General features: G+C 35.6%; 17 protein-coding genes. 13 read left to right on the top strand and 4 right to left on the bottom strand.

Translation table 11 applies throughout. The features are described from left to right. Nucleotides 1-24: 24 nt before the first annotated feature. The 7 genes from BW980_RS20885 to BW980_RS20855 all read left to right on the top strand — a co-directional run bounded on the left by BW980_RS20885 (nucleotide 25) and on the right by BW980_RS20855 (nucleotide 4,684). Nucleotides 25-297 (top strand): class I SAM-dependent methyltransferase, encoded by a 273-nt coding sequence (locus BW980_RS20885; protein WP_076457102.1) that lies wholly within the window; start codon nucleotides 25-27, stop codon nucleotides 295-297. Next, complete coding sequence (locus tag BW980_RS23035) at nucleotides 297-680, top strand: class I SAM-dependent methyltransferase (RefSeq protein ID WP_083690582.1); 384 nt, start codon at nucleotides 297-299, stop codon at nucleotides 678-680. Before BW980_RS20885 ends, BW980_RS23035 begins: the two co-directional genes overlap by 1 nt. A 755-nt stretch (nucleotides 681-1,435) precedes the next feature. Then, nucleotides 1,436-2,323 carry a succinylglutamate desuccinylase/aspartoacylase family protein gene (locus BW980_RS20875; RefSeq protein WP_245800128.1) on the top strand — a complete coding sequence of 296 codons (888 nt, stop codon included), beginning with the start codon at nucleotides 1,436-1,438 and terminating at the stop codon, nucleotides 2,321-2,323. Nucleotides 2,324-2,915: 592 nt separating this feature from the next. Beyond that, the gene (locus BW980_RS20870) at nucleotides 2,916-3,239 is read left to right on the top strand and encodes an ArsR/SmtB family transcription factor (protein WP_076457100.1); all 324 of its coding nucleotides are present in this window, start codon (nucleotides 2,916-2,918) and stop codon (nucleotides 3,237-3,239) included. A 2-nt stretch (nucleotides 3,240-3,241) separates the two neighbouring features. Beyond that, nucleotides 3,242-3,706, top strand: coding sequence for an SRPBCC domain-containing protein (locus BW980_RS20865; protein WP_076457099.1), 465 nt, complete (start codon nucleotides 3,242-3,244; stop codon nucleotides 3,704-3,706). 7 nt (nucleotides 3,707-3,713) lie between these two features. Continuing rightward, nucleotides 3,714-4,103, top strand: a complete 390-nt coding sequence (locus tag BW980_RS20860; RefSeq protein ID WP_076457098.1) for a DoxX family protein — start codon at nucleotides 3,714-3,716, stop codon at nucleotides 4,101-4,103. A gap of 2 nt (nucleotides 4,104-4,105) precedes the next feature. Beyond that, entirely contained in the window at nucleotides 4,106-4,684 is a 579-nt protein-coding gene (locus BW980_RS20855; protein WP_076457097.1) for a YdeI/OmpD-associated family protein, read from the top strand. Nucleotides 4,685-5,013: 329 nt separating this feature from the next. Here BW980_RS20855 and BW980_RS20850 read toward each other — a convergent pair whose 3' ends face one another. The 3 genes from BW980_RS20850 to BW980_RS20840 are packed head-to-tail and all read right to left on the bottom strand — an operon-like array spanning nucleotide 5,014 to nucleotide 7,854. Further along, the gene (locus tag BW980_RS20850) at nucleotides 5,014-5,937 is read right to left on the bottom strand and encodes an alpha/beta fold hydrolase (RefSeq protein ID WP_076457096.1); all 924 of its coding nucleotides are present in this window, start codon (nucleotides 5,935-5,937) and stop codon (nucleotides 5,014-5,016) included. A gap of 5 nt (nucleotides 5,938-5,942) precedes the next feature. Continuing rightward, entirely contained in the window at nucleotides 5,943-6,818 is an 876-nt protein-coding gene (locus BW980_RS20845) for an SDR family oxidoreductase (protein WP_076457095.1), read from the bottom strand. 25 nt (nucleotides 6,819-6,843) lie between these two features. After that, a complete protein-coding gene (locus tag BW980_RS20840; protein ID WP_076457094.1) occupies nucleotides 6,844-7,854 on the bottom strand; it encodes an SDR family oxidoreductase in 1,011 nt (336 codons plus the stop codon). 127 nt (nucleotides 7,855-7,981) lie between these two features. On the opposite strand from BW980_RS20840, the gene BW980_RS20835 reads away from it, so the two are divergent. The 5 genes from BW980_RS20835 (at nucleotide 7,982) to BW980_RS20810 (ending at nucleotide 12,427) form a co-directional block, all read left to right on the top strand. Then, the gene (locus tag BW980_RS20835) at nucleotides 7,982-8,416 is read left to right on the top strand and encodes a winged helix-turn-helix transcriptional regulator (RefSeq protein WP_076457093.1); all 435 of its coding nucleotides are present in this window, start codon (nucleotides 7,982-7,984) and stop codon (nucleotides 8,414-8,416) included. 436 nt (nucleotides 8,417-8,852) lie between these two features. After that, a complete protein-coding gene (locus tag BW980_RS20830) occupies nucleotides 8,853-9,908 on the top strand; it encodes an ATP-grasp domain-containing protein (RefSeq protein ID WP_076457092.1) in 1,056 nt (351 codons plus the stop codon). Nucleotides 9,909-10,404: 496 nt separating this feature from the next. Continuing rightward, nucleotides 10,405-11,010, top strand: a complete 606-nt coding sequence (locus BW980_RS20820; RefSeq protein WP_076457090.1) for a Crp/Fnr family transcriptional regulator — start codon at nucleotides 10,405-10,407, stop codon at nucleotides 11,008-11,010. A gap of 69 nt (nucleotides 11,011-11,079) precedes the next feature. Further along, entirely contained in the window at nucleotides 11,080-11,871 is a 792-nt protein-coding gene (locus tag BW980_RS20815; RefSeq protein ID WP_076457089.1) for an alpha/beta hydrolase, read from the top strand. Continuing rightward, complete coding sequence (locus tag BW980_RS20810) at nucleotides 11,855-12,427, top strand: hypothetical protein (RefSeq protein ID WP_076457088.1); 573 nt, start codon at nucleotides 11,855-11,857, stop codon at nucleotides 12,425-12,427. Before BW980_RS20815 ends, BW980_RS20810 begins: the two co-directional genes overlap by 17 nt. Before the next feature lie 384 nt (nucleotides 12,428-12,811). Here BW980_RS20810 and BW980_RS20800 read toward each other — a convergent pair whose 3' ends face one another. Beyond that, complete coding sequence (locus BW980_RS20800) at nucleotides 12,812-13,540, bottom strand: hypothetical protein (protein WP_076457086.1); 729 nt, start codon at nucleotides 13,538-13,540, stop codon at nucleotides 12,812-12,814. A gap of 377 nt (nucleotides 13,541-13,917) precedes the next feature. On the opposite strand from BW980_RS20800, the gene BW980_RS20795 reads away from it, so the two are divergent. Then, nucleotides 13,918-15,045 (top strand): epoxide hydrolase family protein, encoded by a 1,128-nt coding sequence (locus BW980_RS20795; RefSeq protein WP_076457085.1) that lies wholly within the window; start codon nucleotides 13,918-13,920, stop codon nucleotides 15,043-15,045. Nucleotides 15,046-15,300 lie beyond the last annotated feature (255 nt).

Raw genomic sequence — 15,300 nt, 5'->3', positions numbered from 1 at the left:
CTTAAATATTAATGATTTATTGTTATGGATTTTGAAGAAGTTGCTAAACAGTTAGCCAATCCATCAGGGAAATATGGAATCGATGTCGCTTTAGGTATGAATTCCATGAATGAATTCATAAGTAAAACCACATATGAATTGCTAAAAATAAAAGACAATGAATCTGTTTTGGAAATTGGGTTTGGAAATGGGAAATTTATAAAGGATATTCTGAACTATGGTTCAAGAATATCCTTTACTGGAATTGATATTTCTAACACTATGATAACTGAAGCAAAAAAAATAATAGTTTACTAATAGAAACAGGATATGTAGATTTATTTGATGCAGATGTTGAGAAAATACCTGTTTGGGATGAAACATTTGATAAAATATGCACAATCAACGCCATTTACTTTTGGAAAAATCCAGTAAAGGCATTAAAAGAAATTTATAGAGTATTAAAAAAAAATGGAATATTAATTGTTTCATTTAGACCATTTATTGAAGGACAAACACTTAACTTTACTAAATATGGATTTAAAGAATATCAATCCGAAGATTTTGAATCTTTAATTCAACAAACAGCTTTTAAAATAATTGAGAAAATTGAGAAAACTGAACCCGAAGTTGAATTTAATGGGCAAAAACACAATCTGTTATCTATGTATTTTATAATAAAAAAACTGCACACGACATAAGTAAGCATTGCACTACCCCATAATGATTAAAAGAACGACCTCGATAACCGCTTTTTAAGGCGGTTTCGTTTTTTTTATACCGGAAGAGCCCCTTATTTATAGAGGTATAAAAACAGGCTTTTGAGCTTTTCCAATCCGTTTTTTTACAAAAACCGACAAGGCGGCCATGCCTACCCCACTTTTGGAACGTTTTTCAGTGAATTTCAAGTACTTTTTCAGATCATAGGCGATTGTGGACGATGTTCTCCAGGTAGCCCACAAGGCTAAGCTTGAAGAAGACCACCGGATCTATGCTCTTTTGGCCGCTCTCCCATTCCCCCAAACAACTGGAAATGGGCGAACCGTTTTTCTTGGTAATCCTTTTTTCCCTGCATACCTGAAATTAACAACGAAACGTTAAAATCGCCTTGATCCTATGTGGTTTTTTCATTAATTTGTGCAACAGGCACAATGCATAAAAACAATTGCTCAATTTTGGGCCTAACCAAAGCTAGTTGCAAGTTTAGTACGGATGATTTTCCTGTGGACAATCTTCGTACATACCCCCCAACTATGCGTATACATAAACGTTATAACACCTTTATAGAAACAATAAAATGAAAAATAGAAAATCACTTTTTATTCTTCTCATGTTTTTTTCCATTTATATGGGATTAGCCCAAGACAGCATTCAGGATATGCTTTCAAGTAATTCGAGACCTCTAAAAAAAAACATACGTATTTCATTCCAAGATTCTCGGAACAACCAAACCTTCATGCCAATATCGATACTAAAGGGAAAGAACGAAGGCCCTGTTTTTACGATTGTTGCCGGAGTTCACGGGTTTGAATATCCGCCCATTGTTGGCGTACAAGAGCTTTTGAGAGAAATCGATATCAACAGCTTGAGTGGTACTTTGATTATCATACCCGTGGCCAATACGGCTTCGTTTTTTTCTCGAACCTCTATTGTCAACCCAAATGACCAAGTGAATCTGAACGGTGCTTTCCCGGGCAAATCAAATGGTAGTGTTACCCAGAAAATAGCGCATTTCATTACAACGAATATAATTCCAGCGAGCGATGTTTTCTTAGATATACATGGTGGCGGTGTCAATGAAGATTTGATTCCGTTTGCGCTTTTCTACGATAATGGAAATTATCCGCAACAAACAAAAAAGGCCAGAAGACTTTCAGAGGTCAGCGGGTTCGAATATATCGTTTCATATCCTTTTACTATTAGGGATGATGAACCAGCAAAATATGTCTTTAAACAAGCTAGTCAAGATGGCAAAGTGGCCTTGAGCTTTGAAAGTGGCAAATTGGGCAATGTACAAAATGATGCCGTTAGCTTGATAAAAAAGGGAGTATATAATATACTCGTTGAAATGAAGATGTACGATAAGGCTACCGGGCCAAGCCCAAAGCTCATTCAGTTAAACAATCAAACCTATATCAAGTCTAATGAAAAAGGTCTTTTTTACAGTAATCTCAAAGCAGGAGATTCTGTTGAAGAGGGTGAGGTCGTAGGCTATATCACCGACGAATTTGGCGAGAAGCTCAAAGAATACAAAGCACCTACATCAGGCATAATTCTATACAAAATTTCCACCCCACCCGTCAATGTAGATGACACTTTAATGTGTTTAAGTTCCAAGTTATAAAATGCTCCTAAGACTTATATATGAATTATAAATGACTTCATTGCACTTGTCCAATACTAATTTAACACCTATCATTGTTAGACTATCCGTCTTTCAAACAGATTGTTACCAGATTAAACAGGTGATATCGTATTTTAGTTGGAATCCCCTTTTTTCACAAATGCGCTTTTTTTAAAACCGCGAAATTATAGGCAAACGTAAATTTGACATCCGGAATAGATTTTACAATCTAACTTGGTCTTGGAATATGCAACCTGACAAAAAAGAAAACCCCATGTTTTATTGACAGTTAGACGGACTTTAATTCTCTCTTTTGTTCTTTCTGATCATACCGACAATCTAACGAGAATCAAACTTAAGACGTGTATAATGAATAGCCGGACTTCGTGTTCCTCAGAAGATCCTCCGAATCTTCCCAAGGTTCGGTTTCCTTTTTCGTAATTAGTCGTACGAGACCCGTTACTACCTATATTCTCGCGCGTTGTCAGCAACTATAACGGAAGAGAAAAACGACCACTAATTTCAAAAAATTAAAGCGAAAATTTGCGCAGTCAAATAGTTGCACTTATATTAGCAGTTAAATAGCTGCATAATGAAATTAAGACGAGATGTTTTTCAAGCCATTGCCGATCCAACCCGAAGAACCATTATTTCTTTAGTTGCATTTCAAGCACTGACACCAACTGCCATTGCCGAAAATTTTGACTATTCAAGGCAAACGATTTCAAAGCACATTCAAATCCTTACCGAATGCGAAATTTTGGAGCAGGAACACAAAGGGCGAGAGATCTACTATCACCTAAATCCAAACGGAATGAAAGAAATAGCGGAATTTATCGAGCCTTTCAGAAAACTTTGGGACGACCGATTTAACAAATTGGAATCGGTGATGAAAAACTATCAATCAAAAAAATAGATATGGAACTAAAAACAAAGGTGATAGCCGAAGATGGCAAACAGGAAATACTCATAACACGAACGTTTGACTTGCCTGTAGAACTCTTGTTCAAAGCCTATACGGAACCAGAAATAATTGAACAATGGATGGGAACGAAAGTGCTAAAGTTCGACTTCCAAAAACACGGTAGTTTCCAATTCTCAACTTCCGACCCAAAAGGCAACAAAATCGGATTTAATGGTACGATACACGACTTTATAACAAACCAAAAAATCATACGGACTTTTGAAATGGAAAATATGCCTTTTGGCGTTCAACTCGAAATTTACGAATTCGAGAAATTGTCCGAAAACACAAGCAGATTAAAACAGAATGTAATCTATCAATCCGTAAACCACAGAGACCAAAATCTAAAACTTCCGTTCAAGCAAGGTATCAATTGGGCACATAACCGATTGGAAGAAATATTGACAAAATCAAAATAATTGCAAAATGACTACAACGAGCAAAATTATTTATTGGACTTCAACAATCTTCCTATCATTCGGAATGTTGGCAGGCGGAATCCAACAACTATTTCAAATTGGCGGATACAACGAAATAGTTACCCAACTGGGCTACCCACTCTACTTGCTGTCAATTCTTGGAACTTGGAAAATTTTAGGGGTAATCGCCATTTTAATTCCTAAAAAAGCTTTACTAAAAGAATGGGCTTATGCAGGATTTTTCTTTGCCATGTCCGGAGCAACCATGTCACATTTAGCAGTGGGACAATCCATAACAGAAGCATTACCTTCAATTATTTTGCTTTTAGTAACAGTTACGTCTTGGTATTTCAGACCAAATGACAAAAAAATAATTGAACCACAAAAACAAAGCTAACTATGGACAAAGTTGACAGATATATAGAAAAAATCAAGAATTGGAAAGATGAAACCATTTTGCTGCGAGAAATATGCTTGGAATGTGGACTTGATGAAGATTTTAAATGGATGCACCCTTGCTACACTTTTCAAGGTAAAAACATAGTTCTAATTCACGGATTTAAGGATTATTGTGCCTTACTTTTTCACAAAGGAGCATTGCTAAATGACACCGAACATATTTTGGTACAACAGACCGAAAACGTTCAATCTGCCCGACAAATTCGATTTACGGACAAAACACAAATCGATGATTTGAAAAAAGCTATCAAAGTCTATATTTTTGAAGCAATAGAAGTGGAAAAGGCAGGCTTGAAAGTCAAAAAGAAAAAGACTTCTGAATATGAAATGCCCAAAGAGCTAGAACAAGCATTTGAGAACGACTCGGAATTTGAAACTGCATTTTACAACTTGACACCAGGAAGACAAAGGGGGTATTTACTTCATTTTTCAGATGCCAAACAATCGAACACCCGAACATCAAGAATTGAAAAGGCAAAACCCAAAATCTTTGACGGAAAAGGATACAACGAAAGATAAAATACTACCGTCAATAACTAAGCATTCGGTCGGTACGACCGAGTATGGTTACATGGTTAAACTACACCGGTCTTTGGCCACGTTGTTTCCTATGGGAATCAATCTGTATGGGGAGGAAAATATCAAGCAGCACCTCTGTGGAGACCTTTACGCTTAGCGTGTTTTCTTGACACCCTTGGGGCCTGTGAGAAGCTTGGGTGAAAATACCCTTGTCGACTCGTCGCTAAACCGTTGGCTCACATGCAAAATCACTCGAACTTTATTTAAAAATCCGAGTGGTATAAATAAATATGATGCTTTTAATTTTTTGATTTTATTACTGCCTATTCCTAAATCTGCTTTAAAATCTTACGTAACATAAAACCAAAACTTTCTGGACTATCTTCTTGCGTGAAATGACCAGCTTCTTGCAATAAAATAACATCTCCTTTAGGAAAATGTTTTTGCCATCTTTCAAAGTCTATGGTAGTTACCGCTGTATCCTTTAATCCGAAGACAAAATGTACAGGTTTATCTGCCAATGTATTCAATTTCCCCTCAATTTTTTGTACCCAATCTTCTGCTTTTACAATTTGTTCCGGGAAAACAGCAGTTCCCTTGCGGGATTCTGTTGTTGGAAAAGCATGGGCATAAGCGTCCGTAATGGCCTTATTGTTTCCAGAAACCCTATTGATGTTTCCCGATAGAAGTTCATCAGCGAAAAAGTTTTCTTCCATTATTTTACTCTGCATTTCTGGCACAGCCATCATCAAAGAGAAGTTCCTTAAATTACCTTCTGGTTTCCACGCCCAAGTATTACTAATAACTAGGCCATAAATACTATTTGGATGCTTGGTTGCTATATGCAGACCTATTGGTCCTCCCCAATCTTGAACCACTAAAATGAATTTCCCTAACTTTAAATGTTCGAAAATTAGGGATTCAACCCACACCATATGTTCCTGTGGCGTAAATTCAAAATTCCGAGGCGTGTCCGAAAAGCCAAATCCCGGTAAATCATAGGCAATGACACGTGCTTCCTTAGACATATCCTTAATAATATTCCTGTTTAAAAATGACCAATCTGGATTTCCGTGTGTTAAGACTATCGGAATCCCTGTTCCTTCATCAACATAATGCATAGAAACTCCATTGCGCTCATACCAATGGCTTTTAAAAGGATATTCTTCCTTATCTACAACAAATGGTCTTTGTTTCTTATTTAAAGGATCTGCATTTGCCAATACTGGGTCGGCTTGTATATTATAAATCATTTCTTTTAGTATTGTTTTTTTGTCTTGTCGATAGAAAGCGCGAGTTCATCTGCAAAATCAGCAAAAGAGCGAGGTTTACGACCTAAAACTTCTTCAACAGTATGCGTCGTAAAACCATAGTCTCCTTCAGTGAACCATGTAATCATTTCCCCTAACTTTTCAGAAAGCCAATCTCCGAAGCCAGCTTCCTTTAATCCTCCTATCAAGGCCTGTTCAGGCAGGTCTATATAAGAAATCTCTTTACCAATGGCTTCACTTAATATCTTAGCTTGTTGGGAAGAAGTAAGTGACTCAGGACCTGTAATAAGGTGTGTTTTCCCTACGTGTCCATCCTCTGTTAAGGCAGCAACCGCAACGCCTGCCACATCGTTAATATCAACCAAACTTACTGCGGTCTCACCAAGAGATGAATAAAAACGACCTTCTGCATTAATGCTTGCTAGGTTAGCATAAAAATTCTGAAAAAAGGTATTCGGTTGAATTAAAGTATAATCTATACCTGATTCTTTAATTAACCCATCTGTAATAGCATGTTCCCTAATAACTTCTGAAGTGGCATCTTTACTTGCTTTTAAACCAGATTGTTTTACCAGGTGCTTAACATTTGCCGTTTTTGCCGCCACAATGATATTTTTCACCCAATCTCTAGCCTTGGCATGTATTGGTGTCAATACGTAAATTCTATTCACGCCTTCAAAAGCTTCGACTAATGATGCTACATCATCAAAATTTCCAATACGGATCTGCTTCTCTTGTAATTCTAGTTTCTCAGCGTCTTTATACCGGGTAACCATAACACCAAAATTCGCCTGCTTTTTCTTTAATTGGTTTACGATTATTGAGCCAGTATTACCTGTAGCCCCTAATATTAGAATATTCATATTCTACAATTGTTTTTGTTATAAATTAAATCAATGCTTTTACGCATTGAGCCGTGTCTAAAATGGATTTCTCAAAGGAAATAGGCTTCCAATTAAAGGTGTTCATGGTATTACTGACGTCAGCATCATAGGTGTTTCCAATAAAAGGCTTCATTCCTTTTAAATCACTGTTAAACTTAGACATGAATTTTAGCAGGAAATTTGGACCTTCGAGTGTACTAACTTTTTCATTTCCATTTGATTTTAGAATTTGGGCCATTTCTTTAAATGAATATGGATTTTCGGTTGCCACAACAAATCGTTGTCCATTAGCTTTCTCATTTTCCAAAGCCTTAACGTGAATACTGGCAATATCCCTTACATCTGACATATTAATGCGCACTTTGGCAAGCATTGGCATTTTACCAGATATCATATCTTTAACAATATTCATTGATTCACCAGAGAGTTTATCTGACAAGGTCGGGCCCCAAATCGGACCTGGATTAATAACGACCAATTCCAACTTATTATCACCTTTTTGAGTTTCAATAAAATCCCAGGCACTCTTTTCTGCAAGGGTCTTACTTTTTACATAGGCGGACATATTTTTAGCATTCGGATTAGTCCAAGTATCCTGCCCAATGTTCAATGACTTGTCCGCATCACCGAACATAGCTACCATCGATGATGTTAACACAACTCTCTTCACACCTGCATTTTTAGCAAATTCCAGCGCACGTTGTGTACCTTCAATAGCAGGTTTTATAATCTCATTTTCATCTTTGGGTTCACTTGCCACATAAGGCGAGGCAATATGTAGAACATAGTCACAATCCTGCATTGCTTCCATCCAACCTTCATCTTTTAAAAGGTTAAGTTCACAAAACTCTAAATTACCATTAGGTTTAACTTCTTTTCGAATTGCCCTTGTTAATTGCTCTGTTTTAGATAAGTTTCTAACTGAACCTTTAACTGCATAACCATTTTTCAACAGTTCCACTGCAGCGTGCAGACCAACATATCCTGAAACTCCAGTTACCAATACTTTTTTCATTTTATTATATTTTATTTACACCAAATTATTACTTGCTAATTGCAAGCAAAGATAAGTTATTACTTTTATTTTGCAAGTAATAAATAAAAAAACGTATTTTTACACGATGACGATAAGGTAATACCCCATGGAACATAAATTTAGATGCAACTGCCCAATTACCAGTGCCATTGATATCATTGGAGATAAATGGTCTTTAGTAATTATTAAACAAATGTTGACCGAAGAGAAAAAAACATTTAAAGATTTTATTGAGAGTGAAGAAGCTATCGCAACAAATATCTTGTCATCGCGATTAAAAATGCTCGAAGAATTTAAAATTTTAATAAAGGGAAAACTTCCTGAAAACAAAAAAACGAACATATATACCTTAACCGAAAAGGGACTTGCACTAGCGCCATTGATCGTAGAACTATCAATTTGGAGCGATAATCATCTACGGGAATTTCATTCAGATTTATACGCAGGGGAACAACTAGATATGATAAGAAGTAACAAAGAAAAGTTTATTGAAGTTATAGTAGAAAATTACAAGAAAAATAACTGGCTAGAACACCGGTAACCCTTGCGCAAGCCTTTAATTACTACGACAGCTATTGATATAAGCCTACTTATGGGGCCTTTTTTATGCCGGTCTGGAAGTTGTAAATTTCGTGGTTTTTAGGTTGTAGGCGATGGCTCATTACAAATTCACGGACCGTTTTTCTTGATACTCCTTTTTTCCGGCATACCTAAAATTAAGGATGTAACGTTAAGATTGCCTTGCTCCTATGTTGTTTTTTCGTCAATTCGTGCAACAGGCACAATGTATAAAAGTAATTACTCTATTTTAGGCTTTATCAAAAGTCGTTGCAAGTTTACTATCTCTGATTTTCCGCTGGAAAATCCTCGTACTGTTTTTTAAAGGCTACACCCTTATATCAGAATTTATGTAAATTTATTTAAAATTAAAGGCGGTTTTAAACAAACTGACCTTAACTACAAGCTGAAAAAATATCGTGCAAAAAATAGCCATCCTCTATCAAGCAAAACTTCCACCAATTACAGGTGGTGTTCAGAAACCAATGAAACCAGGCGGATATTCCGATAGTGGGGCAGACATCGCTTGCGAATTAAAAAAGAACAATATTCAAATAGTTACCCCAGTCGATAATCCTAATATCGAAACTCATTTGGATTGGGTCTTCCCAGACACAAAGCAAGGAATTCAAAAAGCATTGGACAAGGGAGCAAATACCCTTTGGTTAAATACAGTTTTATACAAAAACCACGAAATAGAGAACTTCTTTGATCGAGATATTCAATTTATCGGACAACTACCGAATCAGGTGGATATCTATGATGACAAATATGTCACAAATGAACTATTGAGAAAAAACGAAATCCCTATCCCCAAAACTAGATTGATTTCAATCGAAAATTTGAACGACTACTCATTGGATATTGATTTTCCGCTGGTCGTCAAGCCAATAAGGGGACGAGGCAGTCAAGGTGTTTCATTGGTACATAACCGTAAAGAACTGGATAATAAACTAAACCACATATTCTCTAGTAAAGAATATGGTCAAAGTGTTTATGTCGAGCAATTTTTAAACGGTCAAGAAATAACGGTCACCGTAATGCCCCCCGGTAATTATCTGATAAATAACCAAGAAAGGACTTATGAAAAACCTTGGTGCCTTCCTGCCGTCAAAAGATTTAACCACGAAAATGGAATAGCACCCTATAACGGACTAGTAGCAGTAATGAAAAACAGTTCAGTACTTGAAAACGATGAACTAAAGTCAAAAAAAATCATTGAGGTTTATGGTCATTGCGTAAGAGCGGGCGAATTACTGAATATCAAAGCACCGATACGAATAGATTGTCGTGCAGGCGAGAATGGAAATTACTTTTTGTTCGACCTAAATATGAAACCTAATATGACCGGACCATCGCGACCGAATAGGTTAAACCAAGATAGTCTGACCTTGTTGGCCTCGAGAAAAATCGGTTGGAATTATATAGATTTATTGAAAAACATACTAAAACAAGCGTGGAAAGCCAATGGCTAACAATGGTGTCGGTTGCAATAGGTATTGCAAATAGATCATAAAGTGCCAAATTTAATGGCTCAGGCCTGTTTCCGATGTTCGCCAAATCTCTTGAATTTACTTTTGAAGCCCTGTATCTGTGCTTATATATACCGGACACGCTCTTCTAGACAATTGGAACTCGAGTGGGCCGCAGCATCGAACCCATGTGGTTCTTAAGCAACCTAAGCAATAGCATTGCGCGTTGCAGCAAGGACAATCCCAAGGCCATATAACGCGTGTTCCGCCCCACGGTGCCCATCGCCAAGAACCATGGGCTATCGGCGCCATCCTTATCACCGGCGACTCTTTTGCCTTTACCGTTTTGAAGGCTACATTTTTAGGGAAGGCTACAGCCCTACCACAAAATCATCATTACTTTTAAACCAATGGATTATTCTAAATATCTTAGCTTCAACTAAGAGACAAACATTCGAGCCGAGCCGTTAGCAAAAAATAAAAATCAACTTACCTACAAATGAATAAAGCTTTCTCAAAAGAAGAAAATATTTTATATAATTTTCTAAATACCGTCTACCCACTTACCGCCTTGGAATTTAAGCCCATAGCCGAAATTTTAAAAAAGAAAAAATACAAAAAGGGAGAGATTATTTTAAATATTGGTCAAGTTGAAACAAAAACCAGTTTACTAATTAAAGGCTTTATTCATCAATATGTAATAATTGAAGAAGAATTGTTTACTATCGATTTTTCCTTGTCAGGTATGAGTTTTAACAATTTCACCAGTTATATGGAAAACTCGCCTTCAAATCAAATCCAACAAGCAATTACTGATGTAGAAATTCTATATTTTAAAAAAGATGATATTGAAAAACTACTTTTAAAAAGCCAACCTTTTTGTTATATCTACACCAAGCTGTTTGAACAAGTACATCTAGAACGCGAAAAAAGGTCTTTAATCTTGCAACACAAAGATGCCTGCAAAAAGTATGAATTGTTTCTGCAAACAATTGATAAATCAAAACTGTTCATAGAAGAGATACCTCAAAAACTAATTGCAAATTACCTAGGCATGTCGCCCGAAACTTACAGTAGGGTAAAAAAGGAATATCTTAGAAAATAAAATCATTTATTGATTTGAAATAAGTTTTATGGCTCAAAGCTGTTGCATCTTTGTAGCAAATTTTAGCCCATGAAATCTATCTACCCTTTGCTTTTAACTTTACTTTTAAGTTGCTCCAACGATGCGAGTTTAGACATTATAGGAGTTACCGAAGAATTTATACTACAATCAAACATTATTGACGATAGCTATCCTATCTATGTTTATTTACCCGAAAATTATTCCCATAATTCTTATAACCAATTGATCATCGGTTTAGATGGCGATACTAGATTCAATACTATAGCAAGTCTAATCTCCGATAAAACCCAGAACGGAAGTATGCCCCCTTCTATTTTAATATCTATTGGAAACAATAAAAATAGGAATCGAGATTATACGCCAACATCTTATGAACATGGTACCGGAGGGGCCAATAATTTTTATCGGTTTATTAAAGAAGAACTGATACCTGAACTTGAATCTAGATACAGTGTAGACCCATTAAATAATAAAACACTAATTGGTCATTCTTTTGGTGGGTTGTTCACACAGTATATTATGGCACAGAATAGGCAAGATAACCCTTTCGATAAATTTATAGCAAGTGGCACATCATACTGGTACGATTCGGGTGTTATATTCGAATATGAACAGAATTATGCTAATGAAAACAATGACTTAGACGTAACATTTTATAATGGAATGGGAACTTTAGAAGGAGGGGTTATGCTCGCGTCCTTTAAGGAAATGAATGAACGTATAGACAATAGAAACTATCGAAATTTTAAGCACAAAAATGAATTAATAGAAAAGAGCGGACATACAGGTTCTGCCCATACAATATTTAAAAAAGGATTAGACTATGTATTCAGTAATTAGAATAATTACAATTATAGGTTTGTTTTCTATAAGTAATACCTTATACGCTCAAAAAACCAATAAAAACTCTTTAGAAATAGGTGTATTGGGAGCAGGTGATGAATCATTATATTACGGTGGCTACAGCAAATTGATCGTACCGCTATCTAATAAAACAAATCATTTTACGATTTCTTTTAACCTAGCCGCCTATTTCGATTTTAAAGGAGAATCAGAACCAGATGCCTATTTAGTAGATGATATTGATATGCGCTTAATACCAACTGTGAACTTTGGATATTCGTTAAATTTCAAAAAAGTCCAATTAAATTTTGAACTGCCTGTTGGTTTAAGTTATGCCTATACAAAAGGTAATTTGGTAAATGAAAGAATAGGTTTTGAAGAAGATTATTCTAATAAAGAATTTTTCTTTAATTATGGCTTTTCTTTTTCGCCAAAATATAAGATTAATAATTCCAATAAAATTGGATTCACTACATTTCTACCTTTTATAAAGGACAAAGCTCAATCTGGATATCAGATTGGAATTGGATGGACAAAAACTTTTGGCAACTAACAACCGAGGTAGAACAAATTCTTTTTTTGAAGTCTTCAGTACAAGGTGTAAAAAATCTAGCCTTCGCTAAAAGCGAAAGCTTTAAAAACACTCAATATACGGCTATGTTTGAGTTCTCCCCTATTAAAAAAAAACAATCCCCCCTAGAAAAATCTATGTATTTTAAGAATCGTACTTTATATATGTAAACCGTTGTTGTGCACAATACAGGAAATCGTCTAAATCAGAACTAAAAAAAACCAACACGCAAAAACAGCACGTTCATTTTTCCCTTGCCAAATGCCAACGATAAAAAATAAAAAAGCTGTTTTTCCGCCAATGCCCGAATGGCGATACTAATGATAAAAATACTTGAACATCTAGACGTAGATGACAACTATGGGTTTATTCTGCTTCAAACCAAAAATTTACACTTGTCTTTTCTACTGTCGAACTTGGTCGTTGTCTATTCTGGCGCCCCATACCGCCGCCGCCACGTCCATTTCCATTTCCTCTACGACCACCACCACTCCTCATTCTTTGGCCTTGTCCTTGCTCTCTTTCCTTATTTATATTTCCTTCCTTTTTATTGGCTACAACACCTATGGATAGTTTAGAAAAATCGGTGTTTTTTTGAGAGGCTATTTTAGCTTTTGGAATTTTAATGGAAAATTCAAATAATTGACTTGAAGGTGAATAACTGTTTTCAATTGTAATGTCTAAACTATTCAAGTCTTTATTAAACTCTTGTCTTTCTTCAAAAGAGCTATACTCCGCTACTGCTGGCAACTTTTCAATCATATGATTTAAGTCTATAGCATTTATATCCTTAATTTCTAGTGAACCTTGCCGAGGTTGTCTTGGCTCCGTACTATAAGGATACTTTACGTACACATCCTTCTTTCTCTTTCCTTTAATGTCATAATAAATGGTAAGTCCGGTTCTAATTATTGACATCGCCGTCTTTTTTTCAGTAGTGCTAATGTTTAGGTAGACATAATTACCTTCTTGTGAAACCTTATATAATATACCTTCATTGCTTACTTGTGTGGTATCTGCCGAAATACTTTTTTTACCTGATGCAAAAGCATTAAAACTTGTTAGTAGTAAGCATGCATATATTATATATTTCATTTTTTGTACGTATTAAATTCAGAATTGACCGTTTTATTTTTAGTGTAATACAAAGACTATCAAAACTTGGAAAGGTTTAATCAAATCATAAAATACTATATAATGCCCTCTCTAGATATCATAGTTTTTTTGGCCGCCTTTCAAGGAAAAGAACCAATTGGCAAAAATCAATGCTTCCATTGTAATTTCCGTAAAGACTGAGTTACTTCCTTAATTTGAAGGAGACAAACTGATATTAAACAAACCTATCCATAATTACCGCCTAAGGAAATCGTATAGCCATCTATATTATTTTTCCGGGAAGGCCGGACATTCCCGAAAAGGGATTTATTACCTTAGTCGTTATAAGTACTTTGTACATAATGTTGTAAATCTAGATGATAAAAGAATTTAAGGTAAACATACCCCAATCTGAACTTGATGATTTAAATTATAGAATCAAAAAAGTTAGGTGGCCAGATGAAATTAAAAACTCAGATTGGAAGTACGGTACTAGCCTATCTTATATCAAAACCCTAGCTGGGTATTGGCTCGAAGAATTCGACTGGAGAATAATTGAAAAAGAAATAAATTCCTTTCCGAATTTTATCGCGGAAGTTGATGGAAACCAAATCCATTTTCTTCATATTAAAAGTAAAAAGAAGAAGGCCACTCCCCTAATTATAACACACGGTTGGCCTGGTTCATTTCTTGAAATGCTCAAAATCATACCATATCTAACAGAATCAGAAGACATGGCCTTTGATTTGGTTATACCTTCAATAATCGGATTCGGATTTTCAAAAAAACCAAGGGAGAATGGAAGTGATTATGGGTTTAACGCAGATTTATGGCATAAACTTATGCTTAAGCTAGGGTATAAGAGATATGGGCTTCAAGGCGGAGATATTGGTGCAGGAATTAGCATAAAAATTGCGCAAAAATATCCTGAAAGTGTTATCGGATTACATCTGAATTATATTTCCGATTCCTATGAACCTTATTTTAAAGAGAACGAAAGTATAGATACGCACATCGTGAAATTCAGAAAGTATACACAAATGTGGAATGAACAAGAGGGCGCTTATGCTTTAGTCCATAGCACAAAACCTTTGTCATTGGCTTATGGACTAAATGACTCCCCAATTGGACTTTGTGCTTGGATATTAGAAAAATTTAAGGCTTGGAGCGACAACAATGGAGCTATTGAAAATAGCTTTACAAAACAAGAATTACTGGCGAACGTCACTTTATATTGGTTCACTCAAACAATACACTCATCTATTAGAATGTATCACGAGATCGGCAATAATCCTCTCAAATTTGGAAAAAACGATTTTGTAAAAACTCCAGTTGGTTTTGCAAGGTTTCCAAAAGAAATTCCTTTACCGCCAAGAGATTATATTGAAAAAGGCTTTAACCTGATCCATTGGACAGAAATGCCTAGAGGAGGACATTTTCCGGCTCTAGAACAACCTAAATTGTTAGCCGATGACATAATAAGGTTTTTCAAAAAATTGAAGTAAACCGTGTAGAAAACACTATGCACATCTATAGTACCCCTTGCCCCCCTAGTATTTGAAGCAAAGACCTTTATAACACTTTTTAAGACGGTCTTATTTTTCACCCCTGACCTTTGGGTAAATAATCAGGCGCAATGGCAACTCAAAGGCTAAAAATTACTGATGATCATTAATGGGTTATTGTAGTTTTATTCAAAAAAAAAGACAAAATCCTATCATCTGAATTTTGTCTTTTTTTGTAAAGAATCTTTCCGGTAA

It is taken from the genome of Zobellia uliginosa (assembly GCF_900156625.1).
GTDB classification, from domain to species: domain Bacteria; phylum Bacteroidota; class Bacteroidia; order Flavobacteriales; family Flavobacteriaceae; genus Zobellia; species Zobellia uliginosa.
The sequence above is the reverse complement of the archived record's forward strand: the minus strand, read 5'-3'. Positions and strand labels throughout refer to the sequence as shown.

Coding starts and splice junctions, on each gene's coding strand:
- BW980_RS20810 (WP_076457088.1), top strand. CDS start 11,855: ATGTATTCAGTAATTAGAATAATTACAATTATAGGTTTGTTTTCTATA.
- BW980_RS20860 (WP_076457098.1), top strand. CDS start 3,714: ATGACTACAACGAGCAAAATTATTTATTGGACTTCAACAATCTTCCTA.
- BW980_RS20815 (WP_076457089.1), top strand. CDS start 11,080: ATGAAATCTATCTACCCTTTGCTTTTAACTTTACTTTTAAGTTGCTCC.
- BW980_RS20835 (WP_076457093.1), top strand. CDS start 7,982: ATGGAACATAAATTTAGATGCAACTGCCCAATTACCAGTGCCATTGAT.
- BW980_RS20870 (WP_076457100.1), top strand. CDS start 2,916: ATGAAATTAAGACGAGATGTTTTTCAAGCCATTGCCGATCCAACCCGA.
- BW980_RS20850 (WP_076457096.1), bottom strand. CDS start 5,937: ATGATTTATAATATACAAGCCGACCCAGTATTGGCAAATGCAGATCCT.
- BW980_RS20795 (WP_076457085.1), top strand. CDS start 13,918: ATGATAAAAGAATTTAAGGTAAACATACCCCAATCTGAACTTGATGAT.
- BW980_RS20885 (WP_076457102.1), top strand. CDS start 25: ATGGATTTTGAAGAAGTTGCTAAACAGTTAGCCAATCCATCAGGGAAA.
- BW980_RS20820 (WP_076457090.1), top strand. CDS start 10,405: ATGAATAAAGCTTTCTCAAAAGAAGAAAATATTTTATATAATTTTCTA.
- BW980_RS20840 (WP_076457094.1), bottom strand. CDS start 7,854: ATGAAAAAAGTATTGGTAACTGGAGTTTCAGGATATGTTGGTCTGCAC.
- BW980_RS20845 (WP_076457095.1), bottom strand. CDS start 6,818: ATGAATATTCTAATATTAGGGGCTACAGGTAATACTGGCTCAATAATC.
- BW980_RS20865 (WP_076457099.1), top strand. CDS start 3,242: ATGGAACTAAAAACAAAGGTGATAGCCGAAGATGGCAAACAGGAAATA.
- BW980_RS20800 (WP_076457086.1), bottom strand. CDS start 13,540: ATGAAATATATAATATATGCATGCTTACTACTAACAAGTTTTAATGCT.
- BW980_RS20855 (WP_076457097.1), top strand. CDS start 4,106: ATGGACAAAGTTGACAGATATATAGAAAAAATCAAGAATTGGAAAGAT.
- BW980_RS20875 (WP_245800128.1), top strand. CDS start 1,436: ATGCCAATATCGATACTAAAGGGAAAGAACGAAGGCCCTGTTTTTACG.